Here is a 19,007-nt window from a genome sequence, read left to right as displayed (position 1 = left end):
CGGTCAGGCGAGGCCCACGGCCTGGAGCGTCGCCGCCTGGCGGCGCGCCAGGGCCTGGGTCTCGAACCCCTCCAGCGAGCGCTCGAACAGGGCCCGCCAGTTCAGCTCCGCGCCCAGGTGCAGGAAGGCCGCGCCCAGGCCGATGGCGGCGCGGTCCATGAACACGAACTCCCGCGGAATGGTCACCGGCCCCTTCTCCTTCAGGGCCTGTTTGACCAGGAAGGCCTCGCGCCGGCCGTATTCGCCCGGCGACACGCCGTCAGCCACCGTGCGAACCCGATCGTCCAGCAGCGGCCCATAGATGAACCGGGCCCAGACGTTCAGCACGTCGATCAGGTCGTTGGTCAGCCCCTTGAAGCCCCAGCCCTCGTAGGCCGCCGCCTGGGCTTCGCGATCGCCGGCGATCAGCGCCCGGTAGAGGTCGACCACCCCGCCCACGAAGGCCGGCGGAAAGATCCGTACACAGCCGAAATCCAGCAGGTTCAGCCGGTCGGCCTCGCCGGCGAAGGTGTAGTTGCCCAGGTGGGGATCGCCGTGGATCACGCCCAGGTGGGTCATCGGCGACCACCACGCCTCGAACAGCAGGCGCGCGATGCGGTTGCGGGTCGCCTGCGGCGCGGCCTTGAAGCTGAGCAGGCCCCGCCCCTCCAGCCATTCCATGGTCAAGAGCCGCCGGGTCGACAGGCTGAACACCGGCTCGGGCACGGCGATGTCGTCGTGGCGGTCGAAGAAGGCCCGGTAGAGCGCCATGTGGCGGGCCTCGCGCCCGTAGTCGAGCTCCTCGCGCAGACGGTCGGCCACCTCCTCGGCGATCTCGCTGGGATCGATCGTGCCGTCCAGGCGCTTGAACAGACCGAACACGAAGCGCAGCTGGCCGAGGTCGCTCTCCACCGCCGACTGCATGTCCGGGTACTGGAGTTTCACCGCCAGCGCCCGGCCGTCCAGGCCGGTGGCTTTATGGACCTGGCCCAGCGACGCGGCGGCCGCGGCCTCGCGCTCGAACCCGCCGAACTTCGTCTCCCAGTCGGGCCCCAGCTCGGCGGCCATGCGCCGGCGCACGAAGCTCCAGCCCATGGGCGGGGCGTTGGTCTGCAGCTCCTGCAGCTCCTTGGCGAACTCCGGCGGCAGCAGGTCGGGCACGGTGGCGAACATCTGCGCCGCCTTCATCAACGGCCCCTTCAGCCGCCCCAGCGCCTCCTTCACCAGGCGCGCGTTGCGCTCGCCGGCCGCATCGCCGCCGAACAGCAGGTTGGCGCCATAGCCCGCCCCGGCCACGCCCAGGCCTGCGCCGACCCGGGCGAAGCGGCTGACCCGGCCGGTCAGGCGGTCGCGTTCGGGATCGTCGCCGGCCATGGCTCAGACCAGCTGTTCGAAGCGGTCGATCAGGCCTTCCAGCCGCGCGCAGCCCGCCTGCCAGAACGCCTTCTGACGCGGATCCAGGCCGAAGGGCTCGAGCGCCTCGACGTAGGTCTTGGCCCCGCCGCCGGCCAGCAGGCCTTCGTACAGGGGCGCGAAGCCGGCCGGATCCTGGCGGCGCTTCTCCATCAGGGCCGAGACCAGCAGGTCGCCGAAGGCGTAGGCGTAGACGTAGAAGGGCGCGTGCACGAAGTGGCTGACATAGGCCCAGTAGTGCTCGTAGCCGGGGTTCAGCGTCACCGCCGGGCCCAGGCTCTCGCCCATCACCTCCAGCCACAGCTTGCCGATCTGTTCGGCCGAGACCTCGCCCTCGTGGCGCGCGGCGTGGAAGCGGGTCTCGAACCGGTGGAAGGCGATCTGGCGCACGACCGTGTTCAGCCCGTCCTCGATCCGCCCGGCCAGCAGGGCCCGCTGCTCGGCCGGCGTGGCCTCGCCGAGCAGCTTCTCGAACACGAGGCCCTCGGCGAAGATCGAGGCGGTCTCGGCCAGGGTCAGGGGCGTGTCGGCCAGAAGCGTCCCCAGCGGCTGGGCCAGGGTCTGGTGCACGGCGTGGCCCAGCTCGTGAGCCAGGGTCAGCACGTCGCGCCGCTCGCCCATGAAGTTGAGAAAGACGTAGGGGTGGCGGTCGGCGGTCACCGGGTGGGCGTAAGCGCCCGAAGTCTTGCCGGCCCGGGGCCGCGCGTCGATCCACGGTCGCTCGAAGAAGGTCGAGGCGCGACCGGCGAACTCGGGGCCCAGCCGGCCGAAGGCGTCCAGCACCACGCCCTTGGCCTCGTCCCAGCCGTAGCTGCGCGGCGCGGCCTTCTCCAGCGGCGCGTTGCGGTCCCAGTAGTCCAGCGTCTTCTTGCCCATCACCCGGGCCTTCAGCGCGTAGTAGCGGTGCGACAGGCGCGGATAGGCTTCGGCCACGGCCTCGGCCATGGCGTTCACCGCCTCGGCGTCGACCTCGTTGGCCAGGTGGCGCGAGGCGGCCGGGTCGGCGAAGCGGCGCCAGCGGTCCTCGACCCGCTTCTCCTCGGCCACGGTGTTGAGGCTGAGCGCCAGCACCGGCGTGGCCTGGGCCAGGGCGTCGGCCAGGCCGTCGGCGGCGGCTCTACGTTTCATCGGATCCGGATCGGACTGCCGGGTCAGAGCCTCGTTCAGGGTCAGGGTCTCGCGCCCGACCGGCACGCGCATGCGCGCGAGGGTCTCGTCGAACAGGCGGGTCCACTGGGCCACGGCCGGGGCGCGGTCGACCAGCATGCGCTCAAGCTCGGCCGACAGCTCGTGCGGGCGGTTCAGCCGCACCCGCCGCAGCCACGGCCGCCAGCGCGCCGCGCCGGGCACGGCGGCCAGCGCCGCTTCCAGTTCGGCCTCCTCCAGCTGGTTCAGCTCCAGGGTCAGGAACAGGGTGTCGGCCGAGATGGCCGAGACCTTGGCGCGGATGTCGGCCTCGAACTTGGCCAGGGACGGATCCTCGCGCGCCACCGTAGCGGCCATCGAGGCGTACGCTGCGATCGCACCCAGCCGCTCGGTGACCTGTTCGTAGAGCGTCACCGCCCGGTCGATCGCCTCGCCCAGGCGGGCCGGCTCGGCCCGCGCGGCGACGAAGCCGCCCTCCATCTTCGCCAGATCGGCGACCAGGACGCGCCCCGCCTCCAGGTCGCGGGCGACGGCGGGATCGTCGGGACCGGCGTAAAGGTCGGACAGATCCCAGACGGGCGGTTCGGCTTGGGGGCGCAGGGGAGCGTTCATGACCGACACATAACCACGCTCTCTGGAACCCTCCAGTCACCCTAGGGGTACTTGCACGCGTCTAGGCCGCTGGAGTGCCGTCATGCGTCCCGTCCTGTCCGCGTGCGTCGCCGTCGCCCTCTGGGGGTGCTCGGACGTGCGGGCCGGACCGACCAGCGACCCGCTCACCGGCGTGGCCTGGCGGTTGGCGGACCTGAACGCCCGCGGCGTGCTCGCCGGCTCCCGCATCACCCTGCGTTTCGGCGACGACGGGCGCGCGTCGGGCCTCGGCGGCTGCAACCGCTGGTCCGGCGACTGGCGCCGGCAGGGCAGCGTGCTCGCCATCACCCGCCTGGGCTCGACCCGGACAGCCTGCGACGCGGCGCTTGTCCACCAGGAGGACGTCTTTCTGTCAGCCCTGCAGGAAGCCGACGGCTACCGGCTGATCGACGACCGGGTCCTGCTCGTCACCACCCGCGACGGGCGTCAGCTGACCTTCGAACCTGTGACCGACTGACGTCTTCCCAATCCGGGAATCGGGGCCGCGGCTTAAACCCGATCTTCACCCCCGCCGCGTACAACACCGCAAAACGAGCCACGCCCGAAGAGGCGAGGCATCCAGGTGGTGGGTGGAGTCTCCATGGCTAAAACCGTTCTGGTCGTCGACGACGACCCGACGCAGCGCCGTCTGATCCAGGCCGTGCTCGACCGCGAGGGCTTCCAGGTCGTGCACGCCGAGAACGGCCGCCAGGCGCTGGATCGCCTGACGACCGGCGGCGGCGCCGACGTGGTCCTGCTGGACCTCGTCATGCCCGGCATGTCGGGCCTGGACACGCTGAAGGAAGCGCGCGCCTCGGGCGTGCGCACCCCGATCGTGGTGCTGACCGCGACCGGCGGCATTGAAACCGTGGTCAAGGCCATGCAGGCCGGGGCGCAGGATTTCTTCGTGAAGCCGGCCAGCCCCGAGCGCATCCTGGTCTCGATCCAGAACGCCCTGCAGACCGGCGACCTGGTCGCCGAAGTCGACCGGCTGAAGAAGCATGTCGGCGGGCGCACCAGCTTCGACGACCTGGTCGGCCAGTCTGCGCCCATGCGCCTGGTTAAGAAGCTGGGCGAGCGGGCCGCGTCCTCGGCCATCCCGGTGCTGATCCTCGGCGAAAGCGGCGTGGGCAAGGAAGTGATCGCCCGCGCCGTGCACGGCGCCTCCGACCGCGCCGGCAAACCGTTCGTGGCCGTGAACTGCGGCGCCCTGCCCGCCAACCTCGTGGAATCGATCCTGTTCGGCCACGAGAAGGGCAGCTTCACCGGCGCGACCGACAAGCACCTCGGCAAGTTCCAGGAAGCCCACGGCGGCGCCCTGTTCCTCGACGAGGTCGGCGAACTGCCGCTCGAAATGCAGGTCAAGCTGCTGCGCGCCCTGCAGGAGCGCGAGATCGACCCGGTCGGCTCCAAGCGCGCCGTGAAGGTCGATGTGCGGATCATCGCCGCCACCAACCGCGACCTGTCGCAGGCGGTGGCCGAGGGCCGCTTCCGCGAGGACCTGTACTACCGGCTCAACGTCTTCCCGATCGAGGCCCCGGCCTTGCGTGAACGCCGCGAGGACGTCCCGGCCCTGGTCGACCACTTCGTGCGCCGCTTCAACGTGGAGGAAGGCAAGCGCATCGCCGGCGCCAGCCCCGAAACCCTCGCCCTGCTGTGCGCCTACGACTGGCCGGGCAACGTCCGCCAGCTGGAAAACACCGTCTACCGCGCCATCGTGCTGGCCGACGGGGCCTTCCTGCAGCCGCACGACTTCCCGGCCGTCTCCGGCGTGAAGGCGCCCCTGGCCGCCGTGGACGAGGACGCGCCGGTCTCAGCCGCCGCGTCCGAGCACCCGGCCTCGATCCTGCCGCCGATGCCGGACGCGCCCGTGCGCATCCTGGGCGACAACGGCCACCTGCGCACCCTGGAAGAGATCGAGCGCGACCTCATCCAGCACGCCATCGAGGTCTACGCCGGCCACATGTCGGAGGTGGCGCGCCGCCTCGGCATCGGCCGCTCGACCCTGTACCGCAAGGTGCGCGAGCAGGGCCTCGAAGGCGTGCTGAAGGAAGTCGGCTAAGCGGTTCGGAACCGCCTGACCATCTCCCGTGTGGTCGCGAGCTCGCGTCCTCCGTTCTCGACGGAGGGCTCGATCTCGGTCGCCTCGTGCCATTCGTTCCAGGACGTGATCAGCACCCAGTCCGGGCCGGCGCGGATCGCCGCGTCCCACAGGGCGCGGTAGGTGGCGCCGTCGCGCCGTTTCAGCACCGGCCGGCGGCCCGGCCGATCTTCCACCCCGCGGTCGTCGTAGCCCGGCGACACGGGCACGCAGGCCAGGCCGCGGCCGGCCGCGGCGACTTCGCGCCGGTAACGTCGCCCCGCCGCGTCGGCCAGCCCCCACATTCCCACGTCGTAGACGTCCGGCAGGATGGAATAGGCGTGCAGGGCGTCGAACCAGGGCGCCCGCGCCGCCCGCGTCTCCGGGTAGGTGGCGGGGCCGATCACGAACAGGCGCGGTCCGCCCGCCGCCCGCAACCGCCGCACCGCAGCGGCCAGGACCAGCGGCTCGACCTGATCGCAGACCCGGTCGAACACGAACAGCACCGGACGGCCCTCGACCGTCAGCCAGGCGGGCGAGGTCATGTGTCGGCGCGCGAGCCAGTCCAGGTCCGCGGTGATCCGCGCCGCGGCCGCCTCGCCTTCGCGAGGGCCGTCGCCGCTGGTCTCGTAGTAGGCGCACACCCGGAACGGCGACCCGGCCGCCGCGCGCAGCAGCAGCTCGAGGTTGGCGTCTTCGTAGCAGCCGCGCCCCCACCAGCTGGCCACGAAGCCGCTGATCCCGGCCGCGCGCGCCTGCGCGATCTGCCAGGCGACGTCGGACGCATTCAGGCTGTCGTAGAGGCCGCGCTGCGGCGAATGTCGGGCGCCGGTCACGCCCGCTCCGTCGGGCCGGGCCTCGCCCCAGTGCCGGCGCGCGCCGGACGTCGCGGCCGGACCCCACCAGCCGTAGTAGAAGGCCAGCACCTCGCGCGGCCACGGGCGCGCGGGCGCACGCCAGGCGGCGACAGGAACGGCCGCGGCCGCGAGCAGCGACCGCCGGCTGACTGAAAGCGCCATGAACCCTCCGTGTCGCCGGAGGAACGCGGGAGTGCGCCGTCGGTGAGCGCTACTCTTCGAACTCGGGGTCGAGTTGACGCGCCGGACGCGGGCGGAAGCCGCGTCGGCTCCGGTTCGGCTTGTCAGGCCCGGACGTCTCGCCGGTCGCCTTGGCGGCGATCTGCTTGAGCTTGACCGCCTGCATCACCGACAGCGGCGCGTTCGGGTCGCCCTTCTCGGGGTCGCCGAACGCGCGGCCGTAGGTCTTCACCCGCTCGGCGACGGAGCCGAGGAATTCATCCTCCCACTCGGAGAGGGTGACGCCCGCCTTGTCGGCGGTGCGCTTGGCCTTGGCCAAAGCGCGGAGGGCGGCCCGTCGGGCCGCCGCCTTCCGGTCGGGAAGCTTTCGCTTCAAAGGCCCCCGATGGCGGACAGGTAGAGGTCGACCAGCGCCTCTTCTTCCTGCCGCTTGACCTTGTCCTGCTTACGCAGGCGGATGACCTTGCGCATGATCTTCACGTCGAAGCCTTCGCCCTTGGCCTCGGCGAAGACCTCCTTCATGTCGTTCATGACGGCCTGCTTGTCTTCTTCCAGCCGCTCGATGCGCTCGATGAAGGACTTCAGACGGCCCTGCGCGGTCGCGGTCAGGACGTCGGGATCGGAAGCGGCGGCGGAAAAGACGTCGTCCATCGAGAGATACTCCGGGAAGAAATTCGCGCGGACGCTACTCATCGAACGGACGCCGCTCAACCGCGCCGCCGCCGCAGGCTGCGGACTCGTCGCCGCAGCCTGTGGATAACCCTATTTCTTGCGCTGTTCGGCGATCCAGGCCTCGACCGAGGCGCGCAGCGCCGGCAGCGGCACGACCCCGTCCTTCAGCACCACCTGGTGGAAGGCCTTCAGGTCGAACTTCGGGCCCAGCGCGGCTTCGGCCTGCTTGCGGAGCGCGAAGATCTCCAGCGCGCCGGAGTCGTAGGCGGTCAGCTGGCCCGGCAGCACGGCGATGCGGTCGATGGTGTCCAGCGACTCCTCGTAGGTGAAGCGGCCGGACTCGGCCATGTAGCGCGCCGCCTGTTCGCGGCTCCAGCCGTACAGGTGCACGCCCGGATCCACCACCATGCCGCGCGCCGGCCACAGGCGCCGGCTGACGGCGGCGTAGGGGTTGTCATAGACGCCCGCCTCCTCCGACAGGGCCTCGGCATAGCGCGCCCAGCCCTCGACGAAGGCCGAGTTGAACGACATGCGGGTGAAGTCGTTCGACGGCGTCGAATAGGCGGTGGCGATCTGCATGTGGTGGCCGGGCCAGCCCTCGTGCACGGCTGTGATGGCCGCGCCGCCGCGGGTCTCGCCCTGCCAGTTCTCCGACTGGATGCGGTAGGTGGCGGTCTTGGCCATGTCCGGCGAGGCTTCGTAGTGCGAGCTGACCCCGGTGCCGCGCTGGTAGCTCTCCATCGGCTTCACCTCCATCACCTGCGGCGGCATGCGCTCGAACAGGACGGCGGTCTTGGCGCGGGACGCGTCGACGGTCGCGCGGGTGTAGGCGATCAGCTCCTCTTCCGAGGCGAAGTGGTTGTCCGGGGCCTCGCGCGTCCTGGCCACGATGGTCGCCAAGTCGTCCGAGCCGTAGAGTTTACGCCCCATGGCCTTCACGGTCGCCAGGTTGGCGGCGACGGTCTTCTGGCCCAGCTCGAAGACCGCCTTCGGGTCGCGGTCGAGGGTGGTGTAGGTGCGCAGGAAGGCCCGGTAGCAGGGCACGCCGTCCGGCAGGGCCGACAGGCCCAGGCTCTCGCGCGCCTGCGGCCGGTATTCCTTGGACAGGTAGTCGCTGTAGCGCTTCAGGGCCGGGTTGATCCTGTCGGTGATGACCTGGCGCATGGCGGCCTGGAAGGCCGGGTCGGCGTCGTGGGTGGCCAGCACCCAGAACGGCGACTTCTCCGGATCGGCGGCGATCATGCCGTCGACCTGCTTGACCACCCGGTCGACCACCGACTTCGGCGCCGAATAGCCGTGGGTCAGGCCGGTCTTCAGGTTGGCGATCTCCGTGTCGGCGAAGGCCGGGAGCGAGCCCCAACGCTGCAGGGCCTGGGCGCGCAGCTCGTCCGTGCCCAGCGGCTGCAGGGCGGCGATGCGCGCCATGCCCGTGTGCCAGCCGAACATGTGGTTCACGTCCCACCACTCGGTGTGGCAGACGCGCATGTCGCGGCCCGCCTCCAGCTGTTCCTTCAGGCCGGCGTAGGTGACGAGCGACGGGGACCCGGCCAGGGCGCGGGCGTCGATCCGCGTCAGCTTGGCCAGCAGCTCGTCCTCGCTCTTCTCGTAGGCGGCGAGCCCGGCCGGCGAGCGGTCGACGAAGCGGGCGTGGCTCTGGACCGGCAGGCCGGAGAAGTAGGAGACGGTCGGGTCGGTCTGCAGCTGCAGCTTCACCCAGGCGTCGGCCAGCGCCTCGACCTCGGCGGCGGCGCCCTTGGCCGGTTCGGCGGCGCTGGCGGCCAGCGGCGCGGACAAGGCGGCGGTCGCGGCCAAAACGGTCAGGAATACGGTCTTCATCAGGCGCCCCTCCCCGGGTTCGAACGACCGAGGTTATCCGCGCGAACCCAAGGCGCAAATGAAGTTTCGGAAAGCTCCACGCCCTGGCTGCGACGCCCTGCCGCGGCGCTCCGCCCCCGTCGGCGCCACGAAGTCGCCACATCCCCGCCGCCTCATAGTTAAGGCGTACACAAGCTTACAGTCGGGGAAGCGTCCAATGTCCCAGCACAACATCGTCGGCAGCGAAGCCTTCAACACCGAGCCGGTGCTCTACGTCCGCGTGCTCAAGGCCCGCCGGACGTCGTGGGGCGGCGTGGTCAGCACCCTGCTCGCCGGCGGCGGTCTCGTCGTCGCCGCGGCCTTCGCCGCTGCTTATTTCGGCCAGACCTTCGGCGTCTGACCGGGTTCCGATTTCAAGGAACCTTGCTCCGGCGTCGGATCAGCCCCCCGGCGCCGGAGGCTCTTTCCGCTCCAGTCCGCAAAGGTTAACGTCCCGGCCGAACGACGTTCGGAAGGTGACGCCATGGCGGAAACGAACACCGAGGCCGCGACCGCCGGCGTGAGCGCGGCCCCGGCCGTGACCGCGACCGGCTATCTCGCCAAGGTCCTGGGCAAGGACGAACGCGTTCTGATGATCGTGCGCCGCCACTGGCTGGTGGGGGTCTCCAAGACCGCGCTGTGGGTCGGACTGACCTTCGCCGCCCTGATCCTGGCCGCGGTCCTGCTGGTCCAGAGCCCACGCAGCCCCGCCTTCCTGGCCGCCCTCGTGGCGGCCCTGCTGCCCGCCGTGCTGTGGCTGTGGGAGTGGCTGAGCTGGCGCAACCACATGTACGTCATGACCGACCGCCGCGTGCTGCAGCTGAAGGGCGTGCTCTCCAAGGACGTGATCGACACCCTGCTGGAGAAGTTGAACGACGTGAAGTCGCGCCAGTCGCTGTGGGGCCGCATCTTCGGCTACGGCGACATCGAGATCCTGACCGCGTCGGACGTCGCCATCAACAAGCTGCGCACCATCACCGACCCCCTGCAGTTCAAGCTGGCCATGCTGGAGGCGAAGGACGCGCTGGAAATGGATCACCACGCCTGAGCCGTCACATCCCGGACAGCGCGCGCCAGGCGACGTAGCCGGCCACGATCAGGATCAGCCCTGCGAACAGGGTCCGCCCCAGCGCGGCCCGCGCGCCCAGCGCGTCGGCCGCCTTCAGGCCCGCCGCGCCACCGGCCACGCCGCCGACCAGGAACCAGCCGACCACCGGCCACAGCACCAGTCTGGAGGCCGCGTAGTTGGCCGCCGTCGACATCCCGAACAGCGAGACCGAGACCAGGCTGGACGCCGCGGCGTTGGCCAGCGTCATGCCGGCCGCGGCCATGAGGCCCGGGACGATCAGAAAGCCGCCGCCGATGCCGAAGAAGCCGGCCGCGAAGCCCACGACGAGCCCGGTCGGGGCCAGACGCGCGGCCAGCCCGGGCGTGATGCGCACGGCCGGGTCGCCGCTGTCGCCGCGCTTGCGCAGCATGGAGACCGCGACGGCCGCCATGGCGACGGCGAAGAACAACAGCAACAGCTGGCCGCCGACCTGCTTGGCCAGGCTGGACCCGGCCAGCGCGCCGAGCAGGCCCGAGACGCCGAACACGGCGGCGCAGGGCCACTTCACCCGCCCGCCGCGCCAGTGGCCGACGAGGTTGACCAAGGCGTTGACCGCCACCGCCGCGCTGGAGGTTCCGATCGCCACGTGCGGGTTCGTCACGCCGACAAAGTAGAGCAACAGGGGCGTGGCGAGGACCGAGCCGCCGCCGCCGAACACGGCCAGCAGCAGCCCGACCAGCGCGCCCGAGACGACGGTCGCGCTGGCGGACCACACTGTGAGGTCCATGCTCAGGCCCCCGCCGCCCGGTTCCAGGGCGCGAGCTTGAGCAGGTTGGCCATGCCGCACCAGCCGCTCAATCCGGCGAAGGTCAGTCCGGCGCCGACGAAGGCCGACAGGCCGAAGAAGCCGGGATGCACGAGGAAGCCCAGGACCACCCCGGTCAGCACCAGGGTCCCCGCCGCGATCTGCACCTGACGCATGATCTCGAGCGGCGCCTTGCGGTCGGCGGCGACGGGCAGGCCCGCCTTCTTCCAGGCCTCGATGCCGCCCTCCAGCACGAAGGCCTGGCCGGCGACGGCCGCGGCGAGGCGATCGCAGTGGGCGGTGGTGCGGCCTCCGGATCGGCAGTGGAAGACCACCTCCCGTCCGCCGTCCAACGCGGCGGCGGCCGTTTCGAAGGCGGACAGCGGGGCGGAGACGGCGCCGGCGATGCGCTCGCGCGCCCGCTCGTCGGCTTCGCGCACGTCCACCAGGGTGATCGTCCCGGCCTTCAGCTTGCGGGCGACGGCGGCGGGATCGAGCGGCTTCAGGGACGACATACTCACTCCGTGGGACAGAAGATTTCGGCGAGGGTCCCGATCACCCGCAGGGCCGCCGGGTCGGCGATCCGGTAGAAGATGGACTGGCCCTGGCGGCGGACGTCCACCAGCCCTTCCTCCCGCAGCACCGCCAGGTGCTGCGACAGGGCGGATTGGGACACGTCGAGTCGCTGTTGCAGCGCGCCGACGGACAGTTCACCGTCGCCGAGCAGGCACAGGATCATCAGCCGCCGCTCGTTCGACAGCGCGCGGAGCAGCTTGGCGGCGGCTCCGGCGCTGGCCTCGAAGCGGGCGCGGTCTAAGGAAGCGTGATCGAGCATGAGCCGCATATATAAGAGATTGCTAATTTAGCAATAGCTAATATGTAGGGCGTGCGCATAGGAGCCCCCGCCATGTCCCCTGACGTCCAAGGTTTCTTCGACAAGCGCACCTCGACGGTGACCTACCTGGTGTCCGACCCGGCGACCAAGGCCGCGGCGGTGATCGACCCGGTGCTCGATTTCGACGCCAAGACCGGCAAGGTCTGGCGCGAGTCGGTCGACGCGGTGCTGCAGGCCGCCGACGCCCAGGGCCTGAGGATCGAGCGGGTGCTGGAGACCCACGCCCACGCCGACCACCTGTCCGGCGCCCAGGTGCTGAAGCGCGCGACCGGCGCACGGCTGGGGGTCGGCGGACGCATCACCGAGGTGCAGAAGACCTTCGCGCCGGTGTTCGGGGCCGGCGACGTGGCCGGCGACGGCTCGGCCTTCGACGACCGCTTCGCGGACGGCGAGACCTTCCGGCTGGGCGAGCTGGACGTGAAGGTGATGCACACGCCCGGCCACACGCCGGCCTGCGTGACCTACGTGACAGGCGACGCCGCCTTCGTGGGCGACACGCTGTTCATGCCCGACTACGGCACCGCCCGGTGCGACTTCCCCGGCGGCGACGCGCGCACGCTCTACCGCTCGATCCGGCGCATTCTCGACCTGCCGCCGCAGACGCGGGTCTTCGTCGGGCACGATTATCCGTCGGGCGCGGGGCGCGAGGCCCCAGCCTGGGAGACGACGGTCGCCGCCGAGAAGTCGGGCAACAAGCACGTGGGCGGCGACGCGCCGGAAGACGCTTTCGTGCAGATGCGCACCGAGCGCGACGCCACGCTGGATCCGCCGGCGCTGCTGATGCCGTCGCTGCAGGTGAACATCCGCGCCGGCGCCCTGCCCCCGGCCGAGGCCGACGGGCGCACCTACCTGAAGACGCCGCTGAAGATCAGCCTGTAGAGCGGCGCGGCTCGCGCGCCCGCACCGCCCGGGTCTCGCGCTTGTCCGGCGCGCTCTCCTGGAACAGCTTGCGGAACTCGTCGCGCTTCTCGTGGATCGAGGCGATCACCAGGCCCATCGGCTTGCCCAGGTCGACCAGGGTGTTCTCGGCCAGCTGCAGGCTGGACTCCACCGTCTCCGGCACCGCGTCGGTCGCGCCCAGCTGGTACAGTCGCGCGGCGTGGCGCGCGTCGCGGGCGCGGGCGATCAGGGTGACGTCGTGGCGGGCGGCGCGGACGGTCTGCACCACCTCTTCCACCTTGCGCGGCGCGTCCATGGTCACCACCACGGCGGCGACCTTGTCGATGCCGCAGCGGGCCAGGAATTCGGCCCGGCCGGCGTCTCCGAAATAGACGCGCTCGCCGGCCTTGCGCGCCTCGTCCACCAGCTTGGCGTTCAGGTCGACAGCGGAGAACTCCACGTCGTGCCGGCTGAGCATTTCACCCACCAGCCGCCCGACCCGCCCGTAGCCGACGATCAGCACCCGTCCTTCGCCGTGCTCGAGGTCTTCCGCCGCTTCGTCGATCTGGTCCTGCGGCGCAGGGGTCCGCACGGCCAGGCGCTCGGCCGCCCAGGCGAGGGCGGGCACGGCGAAGAAGCTGAGGGTGGCGCCGATCAACACGGCGCGCTCGAAGCCCGGGTCGACCAGGTGATGGTCCAGCGCGCTGTTCAGGATGACGAAGGCGAACTCGCCGGCCGGGCCCAGCACCATCGCCGTCTCCAGCGCGATGCGCGGGGGCAGGCGGAACGCGCGCGCCACGCCGAAGATGGAGACGATCTTCAGGGCGGTCAGGCCGACCGCCACGCTGAGGATCACCACCGGCTCGGCCAGCACCACGTCCAGGTCCAGCCGGATGCCGACCGAGACGAAGAACATGCCGAGCAGCAGCCCCTTGAACGGCTCGATATTGACCTCGACCTCGCGGCGGAACTCGGTCTCGGCCAGCAGCAGGCCGGCGACGAAGGCGCCGATCGCCATGGACAGGCCGCTGACGGAGGCCGCGACGCCGGCGCCGATCACCACCAGCAGGCAGGCGGCCACGAACAGTTCCTGGCTCTTCGATCCGGCCACCAGCTGGAACAGGGGCCGCAGCACCAGCCGGCCGACCGCGACGATGACCGCCAGCGCGAGCGCGGCGGGGGCCAGGGTCAGCAGGCCGGTCAGCCAGGAGGCGCCGTTGCCGGCCTCCATGCCGCCCAGCACCGTCAGAGTGACCAGGATCGGCGCGACCGCCAGGTCCTGGGCCAGCAGCACCGAGAAGGCCGCGCGGCCGACCCCGGTGTGCAGCCGCTTGCGCTCGGCCAGCACCGGCATGACCAGCGCGGTGGAGGACAAGGCCAGGGCCAGGCCCAGCGCCACCGCGCCGGCTGGCGGCTGGCCCAGCCCCCAGGCGCACAGGCCCAGCAAGCCGCCGCACACCACGACCTGGGCCATGCCGAACCCGAACACCAGCCGGCGCATGGCCCGCAGGCGCTCCCACGAGAGCTCCAGCCCGATCATGAACAGCAGGAAGACCACGCCGAACTCGGCGAACACCCGGATCTCGTCGGCGTCCGAAATGGTGATGGCCGAGATCCAGGGATTGTCGCCGGCCAGCCGGCCCAGCCCGTCGGGGCCCAGCAGCACGCCGGCGAGCAGGAAGCCCAGCACGGGGCTCAACTTGAAGCGATGAAACAGCGGCACGACGATGCTGGCCGCGGCCAGGAAAACGAGTACGTCCTTGTATTCCTGGGGCGCCACTTCCGTCGGCATACGTTCGACCACCTCTCGCCTGAGTTCCCCGCGACTCTAGCGTGGAGTCATGGCGGAAAGTTCACAGACGGAGCGTAGTTCGCCGAGCGCCGCTCGAACATGACAGAATTTTAAGATGCGGTTGGAGCCGCCTGCTCCACAGTCGCGCCAGTCTTTCGAGAACAAGGCGAAGAAGAAATTCCGATGAAGAAGTTCCTGCTCTGCGCCGCCGCCCTGGCGGCGCTGGCGGCCGCGTCTGCCGCGCAGGCCCAAGACCGCGTCTGCCTCGACTCGGTCTGCGACAAGGTCTCGCTGTTTGGCGTCGCCGCCGACGCCGCCGCCCCGGCCGGCTCCGGCTGGACCAGCACCGAAGCGCCGAAGTACGGCACGTGGGGCTTCGACACCGCCGGCATGGACACCAGCGTGAAGCCCGGCGACAGCTTCTTCCGCTACGCCAACGGCAAGGCGCTGGACGCGCTGGTCATCCCGTCGGACCGGTCGACCTACGGCTCGTTCCCGCTGCTGCGCGAACTCTCCGACAACCGCCTGAAGGTGCTGGTCGAGAAGGCCGCCGCGGACACCGGCGCCGCGGCCGGCTCGGACCAGGCCAAGATCGGCGCCCTCTACAACAGCTTCATGGACGAAGCGCGCATCCAGCAGCTGGACGCAGCTCCGCTGGCCAAGGACCTGGCCGCGATCCGCGCCCTGAAGACCAAGGCGGACGTCGCCCGCTCCATGGGCGCCTCCAACGCCGGCTTCGGCCGTTCGTTCTTCGGCGTCGGGGTCTCCGAAGACGCCAAGGATCCGGAGCGCAACACGCTCTATGTCGTCCAGTCGGGCCTGGGCCTGCCGGACCGCGACTACTACCTGAAGGACACCTTCGCCGATAAGAAGACCGCGTACGAAGCCTATGTCGCGCGCATGCTGCGCAACGTGGGCTGGGAGAACGCCGGCCAGGCCGCCAAGGACATCGTCGCGCTCGAAACCAAGATCGCCGAGGCCAGCTGGTCGCGGATCGAGAGCCGCGACCGGGACAAGTCCTACAACCCGATGACCGTGGCCGAACTGGAGAAGTACGCCCCGGGCTTCCCGTGGCGGAGCCAGCTGGCCGCCGCCGGCCTCGGCAAGGTCGACAAGGTGGTCGTCCGCCAGAAGACCGCCCTGCCGAAGATCGCCCAGATCTTCGCGGACACCCCGATCGAGACCCTGAAGGCCTGGCAGGCCTTCCACACCGTCGACCAGGCCGCGCCGTACCTGTCCAAGCGCTTCTCGGACGCCCAGTGGGAGTTCCGCTCGCACACCCTGCAGGGCGCGCCGGAACAACGCTCGCGCGCCAAGCGCGGCGTGTCGTTCGCGGAAGGCGCGATGGGCGAGGCCATCGGCCGTGAATACGTCGCCGCGTACTTCCCGCCGGAATCCAAGGCGAAGATGGAGAAGCTGGTCGCCGACCTGAAGTCGGCGCTGAAGACCCGCATCGAAACCAAGCTCGACTGGATGAGCCCGGAGACCAAGGCCCAGGCGCTCGACAAGCTCTCCAAGTTCGGCGTGAAGATCGGCTATCCGTCCAAGTGGCGCGACTATGCCGGCCTGAGCGTCGACGCGTCCGACCTCTACGGCAACGTGCTCCGCTCCAGCGCCTTCGAGTGGGCCGAGGACGTGGCCAAGCTGGGCAAGCCGGTCGACAAGGAAGAGTGGGGCATGACCCCGCAGACGGTGAACGCCTATTACTCGTCCACCCGCAACGAGATCGTGTTCCCGGCCGCCATCCTGCAGCCGCCGTTCTTCGACCCGAACGCGGACATGGCCGTGAACTACGGCGGCATCGGCGGCGTGATCGGCCACGAGATCGGGCACGGCTTCGACGACCAGGGCCGCAAGTCCGACGGCCACGGCGTGCTGCGCGACTGGTGGACGGCCGAGGACGCGGCCAAGTTCAAGGCCCAGACCGACCGCTTCGGCGCCCAATACGACACCTACGAGCCGCTCCCGGGCGCTCACGTCCAGGGCGGCCTGACCATGGGCGAGAACATCGGCGACCTGGCCGGCATCACGCTGGCGCTCGACGCCTACCACGTGTCGCTGAACGGCGCGGAAGCCCCGGTGCTGGACGGCATCACCGGCGACCAGCGCGTGTTCCTCGGCTGGGCCCAGGTGTGGCGCTCGAAGTCGCGCGACGACGCGCTGAAGCAGCAGGTCGTCTCCGACCCGCACTCGCCGGCCGAGTTCCGCGTGATCGGCCCGATGCGCAACGTCGACGCCTGGTACCAGGCCTTCGGCGTCCAGGAAGGCGACAAGTACTACGTGAAGCCGGAAGAGCGCGTCCGGATCTGGTGATCCGGCGGGCACAGGCCTGACGAAACGATACGGGCCGGAGCGGGAACGCTCCGGCCCTTTTTCGTGACTATCGCCAAATTTTCGCCCGAGGCCGGCGAGAAACTTGTTGGAAGGCCACCGATCTGGCGACTGCCGCCGAGCGGCTGGCGAACATGACAGAATGTTAAGGGACGGCTTGGGGCTTATGCTTCACAGTCGCCGCCAGTCTTTCGAGAATAAGGCGAGGAAGAAATTCCCATGAAGAAGCTCCTGCTCTGCGCCGCCGCCATGGCGGCGCTGGCGGTCGCGTCCGCCGCGCAGGCCCAAGACCGCGTGTGCCTGGACTCGGTCTGCGACAAGGTCTCCCTGTTCGGCGTCGCCGCAGACGCCGCCGCCCCGGCCGGCTCCGGCTGGACCAGCACCGAAGCGCCGAAGTACGGCACGTGGGGCTTCGACACCGCCGGCATGGACACCAGCGTGAAGCCCGGCGACAGCTTCTTCCGCTACGCCAACGGCAAGGCGATGGACGCTCTGGTGATCCCGTCCGACCGCTCGCGCTACGGCTCGTTCGACCTGCTGCGCGAACTGTCCGACAACCGCCTGCGCGTGCTGGTCGAGAAGGCCTCGGCCTCCGGCGCCGCGGCCGACACCGACCAGGGCAAGATCGGCGCGCTCTACAACAGCTACATGGACGAAGCGCGCATCCAGCAGCTCGACGCAGCCCCGCTGGCCAAGGACCTGAACGCGATCCGCGCGATCAAGACCAAGGCCGACATGGCCCGCTCGATGGGCGCCACCAACGGCGTGTTCGGCGCGTCGTTCTTCAACGCCTACGTCGACGCCGACGGCAAGAACCCGACCATGAACGCCCTGTACCTGTTCCAGGGCGGTCTGGGCCTGCCGGACCGCGACTACTACCTGAAGGACACCTTCGCGGACAAAAAGACCGCGTACGAAGCCTACGTCGCGCGCATGCTGCGCCAGGTCGGCTGGGAGAACTCGACCCAGGCCGCCAAGGACATCGTCGCGCTGGAGACCAAGATCGCCGAGGTCAGCTGGTCGCGCATCGATCGTCGCGACGACGACAAGACCTACAACCCGATGACCGTGGCTCAGCTCGAGAAGTACGCCCCGGGCTTCGCCTGGCGCGAGTATCTGAAGGCCGCCAGCCTGCAGAAGGCCGACCGCGCCATCGTGTCGGAAAACACCGCCTTCCCGAAGATCGCCAAGATCTTCGCCGACACCCCGATCGAGACACTGCGCGCCTGGCAGGCCTTCCACACCGTCGATCAGGCCGCGCCGTACCTGTCCAAGCGCTTCTCCGACGCCCAGTGGGAGTTCCGCTCGCACACCATGTCGGGCGCGCCCCAGCAGCGCGCCCGCGCCAAGCGCGGCGTGAGCTTCGCCGAGGGCGCCATGGGCGAGGCGCTCGGCCGTGAATACGTGGCCGAGTACTTCCCGCCGGAATCCAAGGCGAAGATGGAGAAGCTGGTCGGCGACCTGCGCTCGGCCCTGCGGACCCGCATCGAGACCAAGCTCGCCTGGATGAGCCCGGAGACCAAGGCCCAGGCCTTGGCCAAGCTCGACAAGTTCGGCGTGAAGATCGGCTATCCGTCGAAGTGGCGCGACTATTCGGGCCTGACCGTCGACGGCTCGGACCTCTACGGCAACGTCGTCCGCTCAGGTAAGTTCGAGTGGGCGTACAACGTCGAGCGCTTGGGCAAGCCGGTCGACAAGGAAGAGTGGGGCATGACCCCGCAGACCGTGAACGCCTACTACTCCTCGACCCGCAACGAGATCGTCTTCCCGGCCGCCATCCTGCAGCCGCCGTTCTTCGATCCGAACGCCGACATGGCCGTGAACTACGGCGGCATCGGCGGCGTGATCGGTCACGAGATCGGCCACGGCTTCGACGACCAGGGCCGCAAGTCGGACGGCGACGGCGCGCTGCGCGACTGGTGGACGGCTGAGGACGCGGCCAAGTTCAAAGCCCAGACCGACCGCTTCGGCGCCCAGTACGACAGCTACGAGCCGATCCCGGGCAGCCACGTCCAGGGCGGCCTGACCATGGGCGAGAACATCGGCGACCTGGCCGGCATCACGCTGGCGCTCGACGCCTACCACGTGTCGCTGAACGGCGCGGAATCGCCGGTGCTGGACGGCATCACCGGCGACCAGCGCGTCTTCCTCGGCTGGGCTCAGGTGTGGCGTGGCAAGTACCGCGACGACGCCATGAAGCAGCAGGTCGTCTCCGACCCGCACTCGCCGCCGGAGTTCCGCGTCATCGGCCCGATGCGCAACATCGACGCCTGGTACGACGCCTTCGGCGTGAAGGAAGGCGAGAAGTACTACGTGAAGCCGGAAGATCGCGTCCGGATCTGGTGATCCGGGCAGGCTCAGCCCGACGAGACGAGAAGGGCCGGGGCGGCGACGCTCCGGCCCTTTTTCTTTGTCCGCGGCGCCCGTATGCACGAAGGACGGGAGG

The 19,007-nt window shown here is 70.2% G+C and carries 17 protein-coding genes; 7 read left to right on the top strand and 10 right to left on the bottom strand.

Annotated elements, in window-relative coordinates; all coding sequences use genetic code 11:
* Window positions 1-3 precede the first annotated feature (3 nt).
* A complete protein-coding gene (locus H8B08_RS00575) occupies window positions 4-1,353 on the bottom strand; it encodes an AarF/ABC1/UbiB kinase family protein (protein ID WP_187448288.1) in 1,350 nt (449 codons plus the stop codon).
* A gap of 3 nt (window positions 1,354-1,356) precedes the next feature.
* On the bottom strand, window positions 1,357-3,150 hold the full coding sequence (locus tag H8B08_RS00570; protein WP_187448287.1) for a M3 family oligoendopeptidase: 1,794 nt from the start codon (window positions 3,148-3,150) through the stop codon (window positions 1,357-1,359).
* Between the two features lie 82 nt (window positions 3,151-3,232).
* On the opposite strand from H8B08_RS00570, the gene H8B08_RS00565 reads away from it, so the two are divergent.
* A complete protein-coding gene (locus H8B08_RS00565) occupies window positions 3,233-3,646 on the top strand; it encodes an META domain-containing protein (protein WP_187448286.1) in 414 nt (137 codons plus the stop codon).
* 123 nt (window positions 3,647-3,769) lie between these two features.
* Window positions 3,770-5,230 carry a sigma-54 dependent transcriptional regulator gene (locus H8B08_RS00560; RefSeq protein ID WP_187448285.1) on the top strand — a complete coding sequence of 487 codons (1,461 nt, stop codon included), beginning with the start codon at window positions 3,770-3,772 and terminating at the stop codon, window positions 5,228-5,230.
* Here H8B08_RS00560 and H8B08_RS00555 read toward each other — a convergent pair.
* The 4 genes from H8B08_RS00555 to H8B08_RS00540 form a co-directional block, all read right to left on the bottom strand.
* Window positions 5,227-6,267 (bottom strand): hypothetical protein, encoded by a 1,041-nt coding sequence (locus H8B08_RS00555; protein ID WP_187448284.1) that lies wholly within the window; start codon window positions 6,265-6,267, stop codon window positions 5,227-5,229. The two genes, H8B08_RS00560 and H8B08_RS00555, sit on opposite strands and share 4 nt — an antisense overlap.
* Window positions 6,268-6,316: 49 nt before the next feature.
* Window positions 6,317-6,661, bottom strand: a complete 345-nt coding sequence (locus H8B08_RS00550; protein ID WP_187448283.1) for a hypothetical protein — start codon at window positions 6,659-6,661, stop codon at window positions 6,317-6,319.
* On the bottom strand, window positions 6,658-6,936 hold the full coding sequence (locus tag H8B08_RS00545; protein ID WP_187448282.1) for a DUF2312 domain-containing protein: 279 nt from the start codon (window positions 6,934-6,936) through the stop codon (window positions 6,658-6,660). Before H8B08_RS00545 ends, H8B08_RS00550 begins: the two co-directional genes overlap by 4 nt.
* A 111-nt stretch (window positions 6,937-7,047) precedes the next feature.
* Entirely contained in the window at window positions 7,048-8,793 is a 1,746-nt protein-coding gene (locus tag H8B08_RS00540; RefSeq protein WP_187448281.1) for a DUF885 family protein, read from the bottom strand.
* Between the two features lie 196 nt (window positions 8,794-8,989).
* Between H8B08_RS00540 and H8B08_RS00535 the strand changes: the two genes are divergently transcribed.
* Together H8B08_RS00535 and H8B08_RS00530 are read left to right on the top strand one after the other, a co-directional pair.
* Window positions 8,990-9,172 carry a hypothetical protein gene (locus tag H8B08_RS00535; RefSeq protein ID WP_187448280.1) on the top strand — a complete coding sequence of 61 codons (183 nt, stop codon included), beginning with the start codon at window positions 8,990-8,992 and terminating at the stop codon, window positions 9,170-9,172.
* Window positions 9,173-9,295: 123 nt separating this feature from the next.
* Entirely contained in the window at window positions 9,296-9,859 is a 564-nt protein-coding gene (locus H8B08_RS00530; protein WP_187448279.1) for a PH domain-containing protein, read from the top strand.
* Window positions 9,860-9,863: 4 nt separating this feature from the next.
* Here H8B08_RS00530 and H8B08_RS00525 read toward each other — a convergent pair whose 3' ends face one another.
* From H8B08_RS00525 to H8B08_RS00515, 3 genes are read right to left on the bottom strand one after another with little or no spacing between them, the layout of a single operon-like run.
* Entirely contained in the window at window positions 9,864-10,646 is a 783-nt protein-coding gene (locus H8B08_RS00525) for a sulfite exporter TauE/SafE family protein (protein WP_187448278.1), read from the bottom strand.
* Between the two features lie 2 nt (window positions 10,647-10,648).
* On the bottom strand, window positions 10,649-11,179 hold the full coding sequence (locus H8B08_RS00520; RefSeq protein ID WP_222934242.1) for a rhodanese family protein: 531 nt from the start codon (window positions 11,177-11,179) through the stop codon (window positions 10,649-10,651).
* Between the two features lie 2 nt (window positions 11,180-11,181).
* Window positions 11,182-11,508 (bottom strand): ArsR/SmtB family transcription factor, encoded by a 327-nt coding sequence (locus H8B08_RS00515; protein WP_370545364.1) that lies wholly within the window; start codon window positions 11,506-11,508, stop codon window positions 11,182-11,184.
* 63 nt (window positions 11,509-11,571) lie between these two features.
* Between H8B08_RS00515 and H8B08_RS00510 the strand changes: the two genes are divergently transcribed.
* A complete protein-coding gene (locus H8B08_RS00510; protein ID WP_187448275.1) occupies window positions 11,572-12,438 on the top strand; it encodes an MBL fold metallo-hydrolase in 867 nt (288 codons plus the stop codon).
* Here the strand turns inward: H8B08_RS00510 and H8B08_RS00505 are convergent.
* The gene (locus tag H8B08_RS00505) at window positions 12,428-14,230 is read right to left on the bottom strand and encodes a cation:proton antiporter (protein WP_187448274.1); all 1,803 of its coding nucleotides are present in this window, start codon (window positions 14,228-14,230) and stop codon (window positions 12,428-12,430) included. The genes H8B08_RS00510 and H8B08_RS00505 overlap by 11 nt on opposite strands.
* A 183-nt stretch (window positions 14,231-14,413) precedes the next feature.
* Between H8B08_RS00505 and H8B08_RS00500 the strand changes: the two genes are divergently transcribed.
* Entirely contained in the window at window positions 14,414-16,543 is a 2,130-nt protein-coding gene (locus H8B08_RS00500) for a M13 family metallopeptidase (protein ID WP_187448273.1), read from the top strand.
* A 237-nt stretch (window positions 16,544-16,780) separates the two neighbouring features.
* Entirely contained in the window at window positions 16,781-18,907 is a 2,127-nt protein-coding gene (locus H8B08_RS00495) for a M13 family metallopeptidase (protein ID WP_187448272.1), read from the top strand.
* Window positions 18,908-19,007: the final 100 nt, after the last annotated feature.

Origin of the sequence: Caulobacter sp. 17J80-11, from assembly GCF_014349105.1 — a bacterium.
Lineage (GTDB): Bacteria > Pseudomonadota > Alphaproteobacteria > Caulobacterales > Caulobacteraceae > 17J80-11.
Note: the sequence above shows the minus strand (reverse complement) of the source record. Positions and strands in the feature narration are given on the sequence as shown.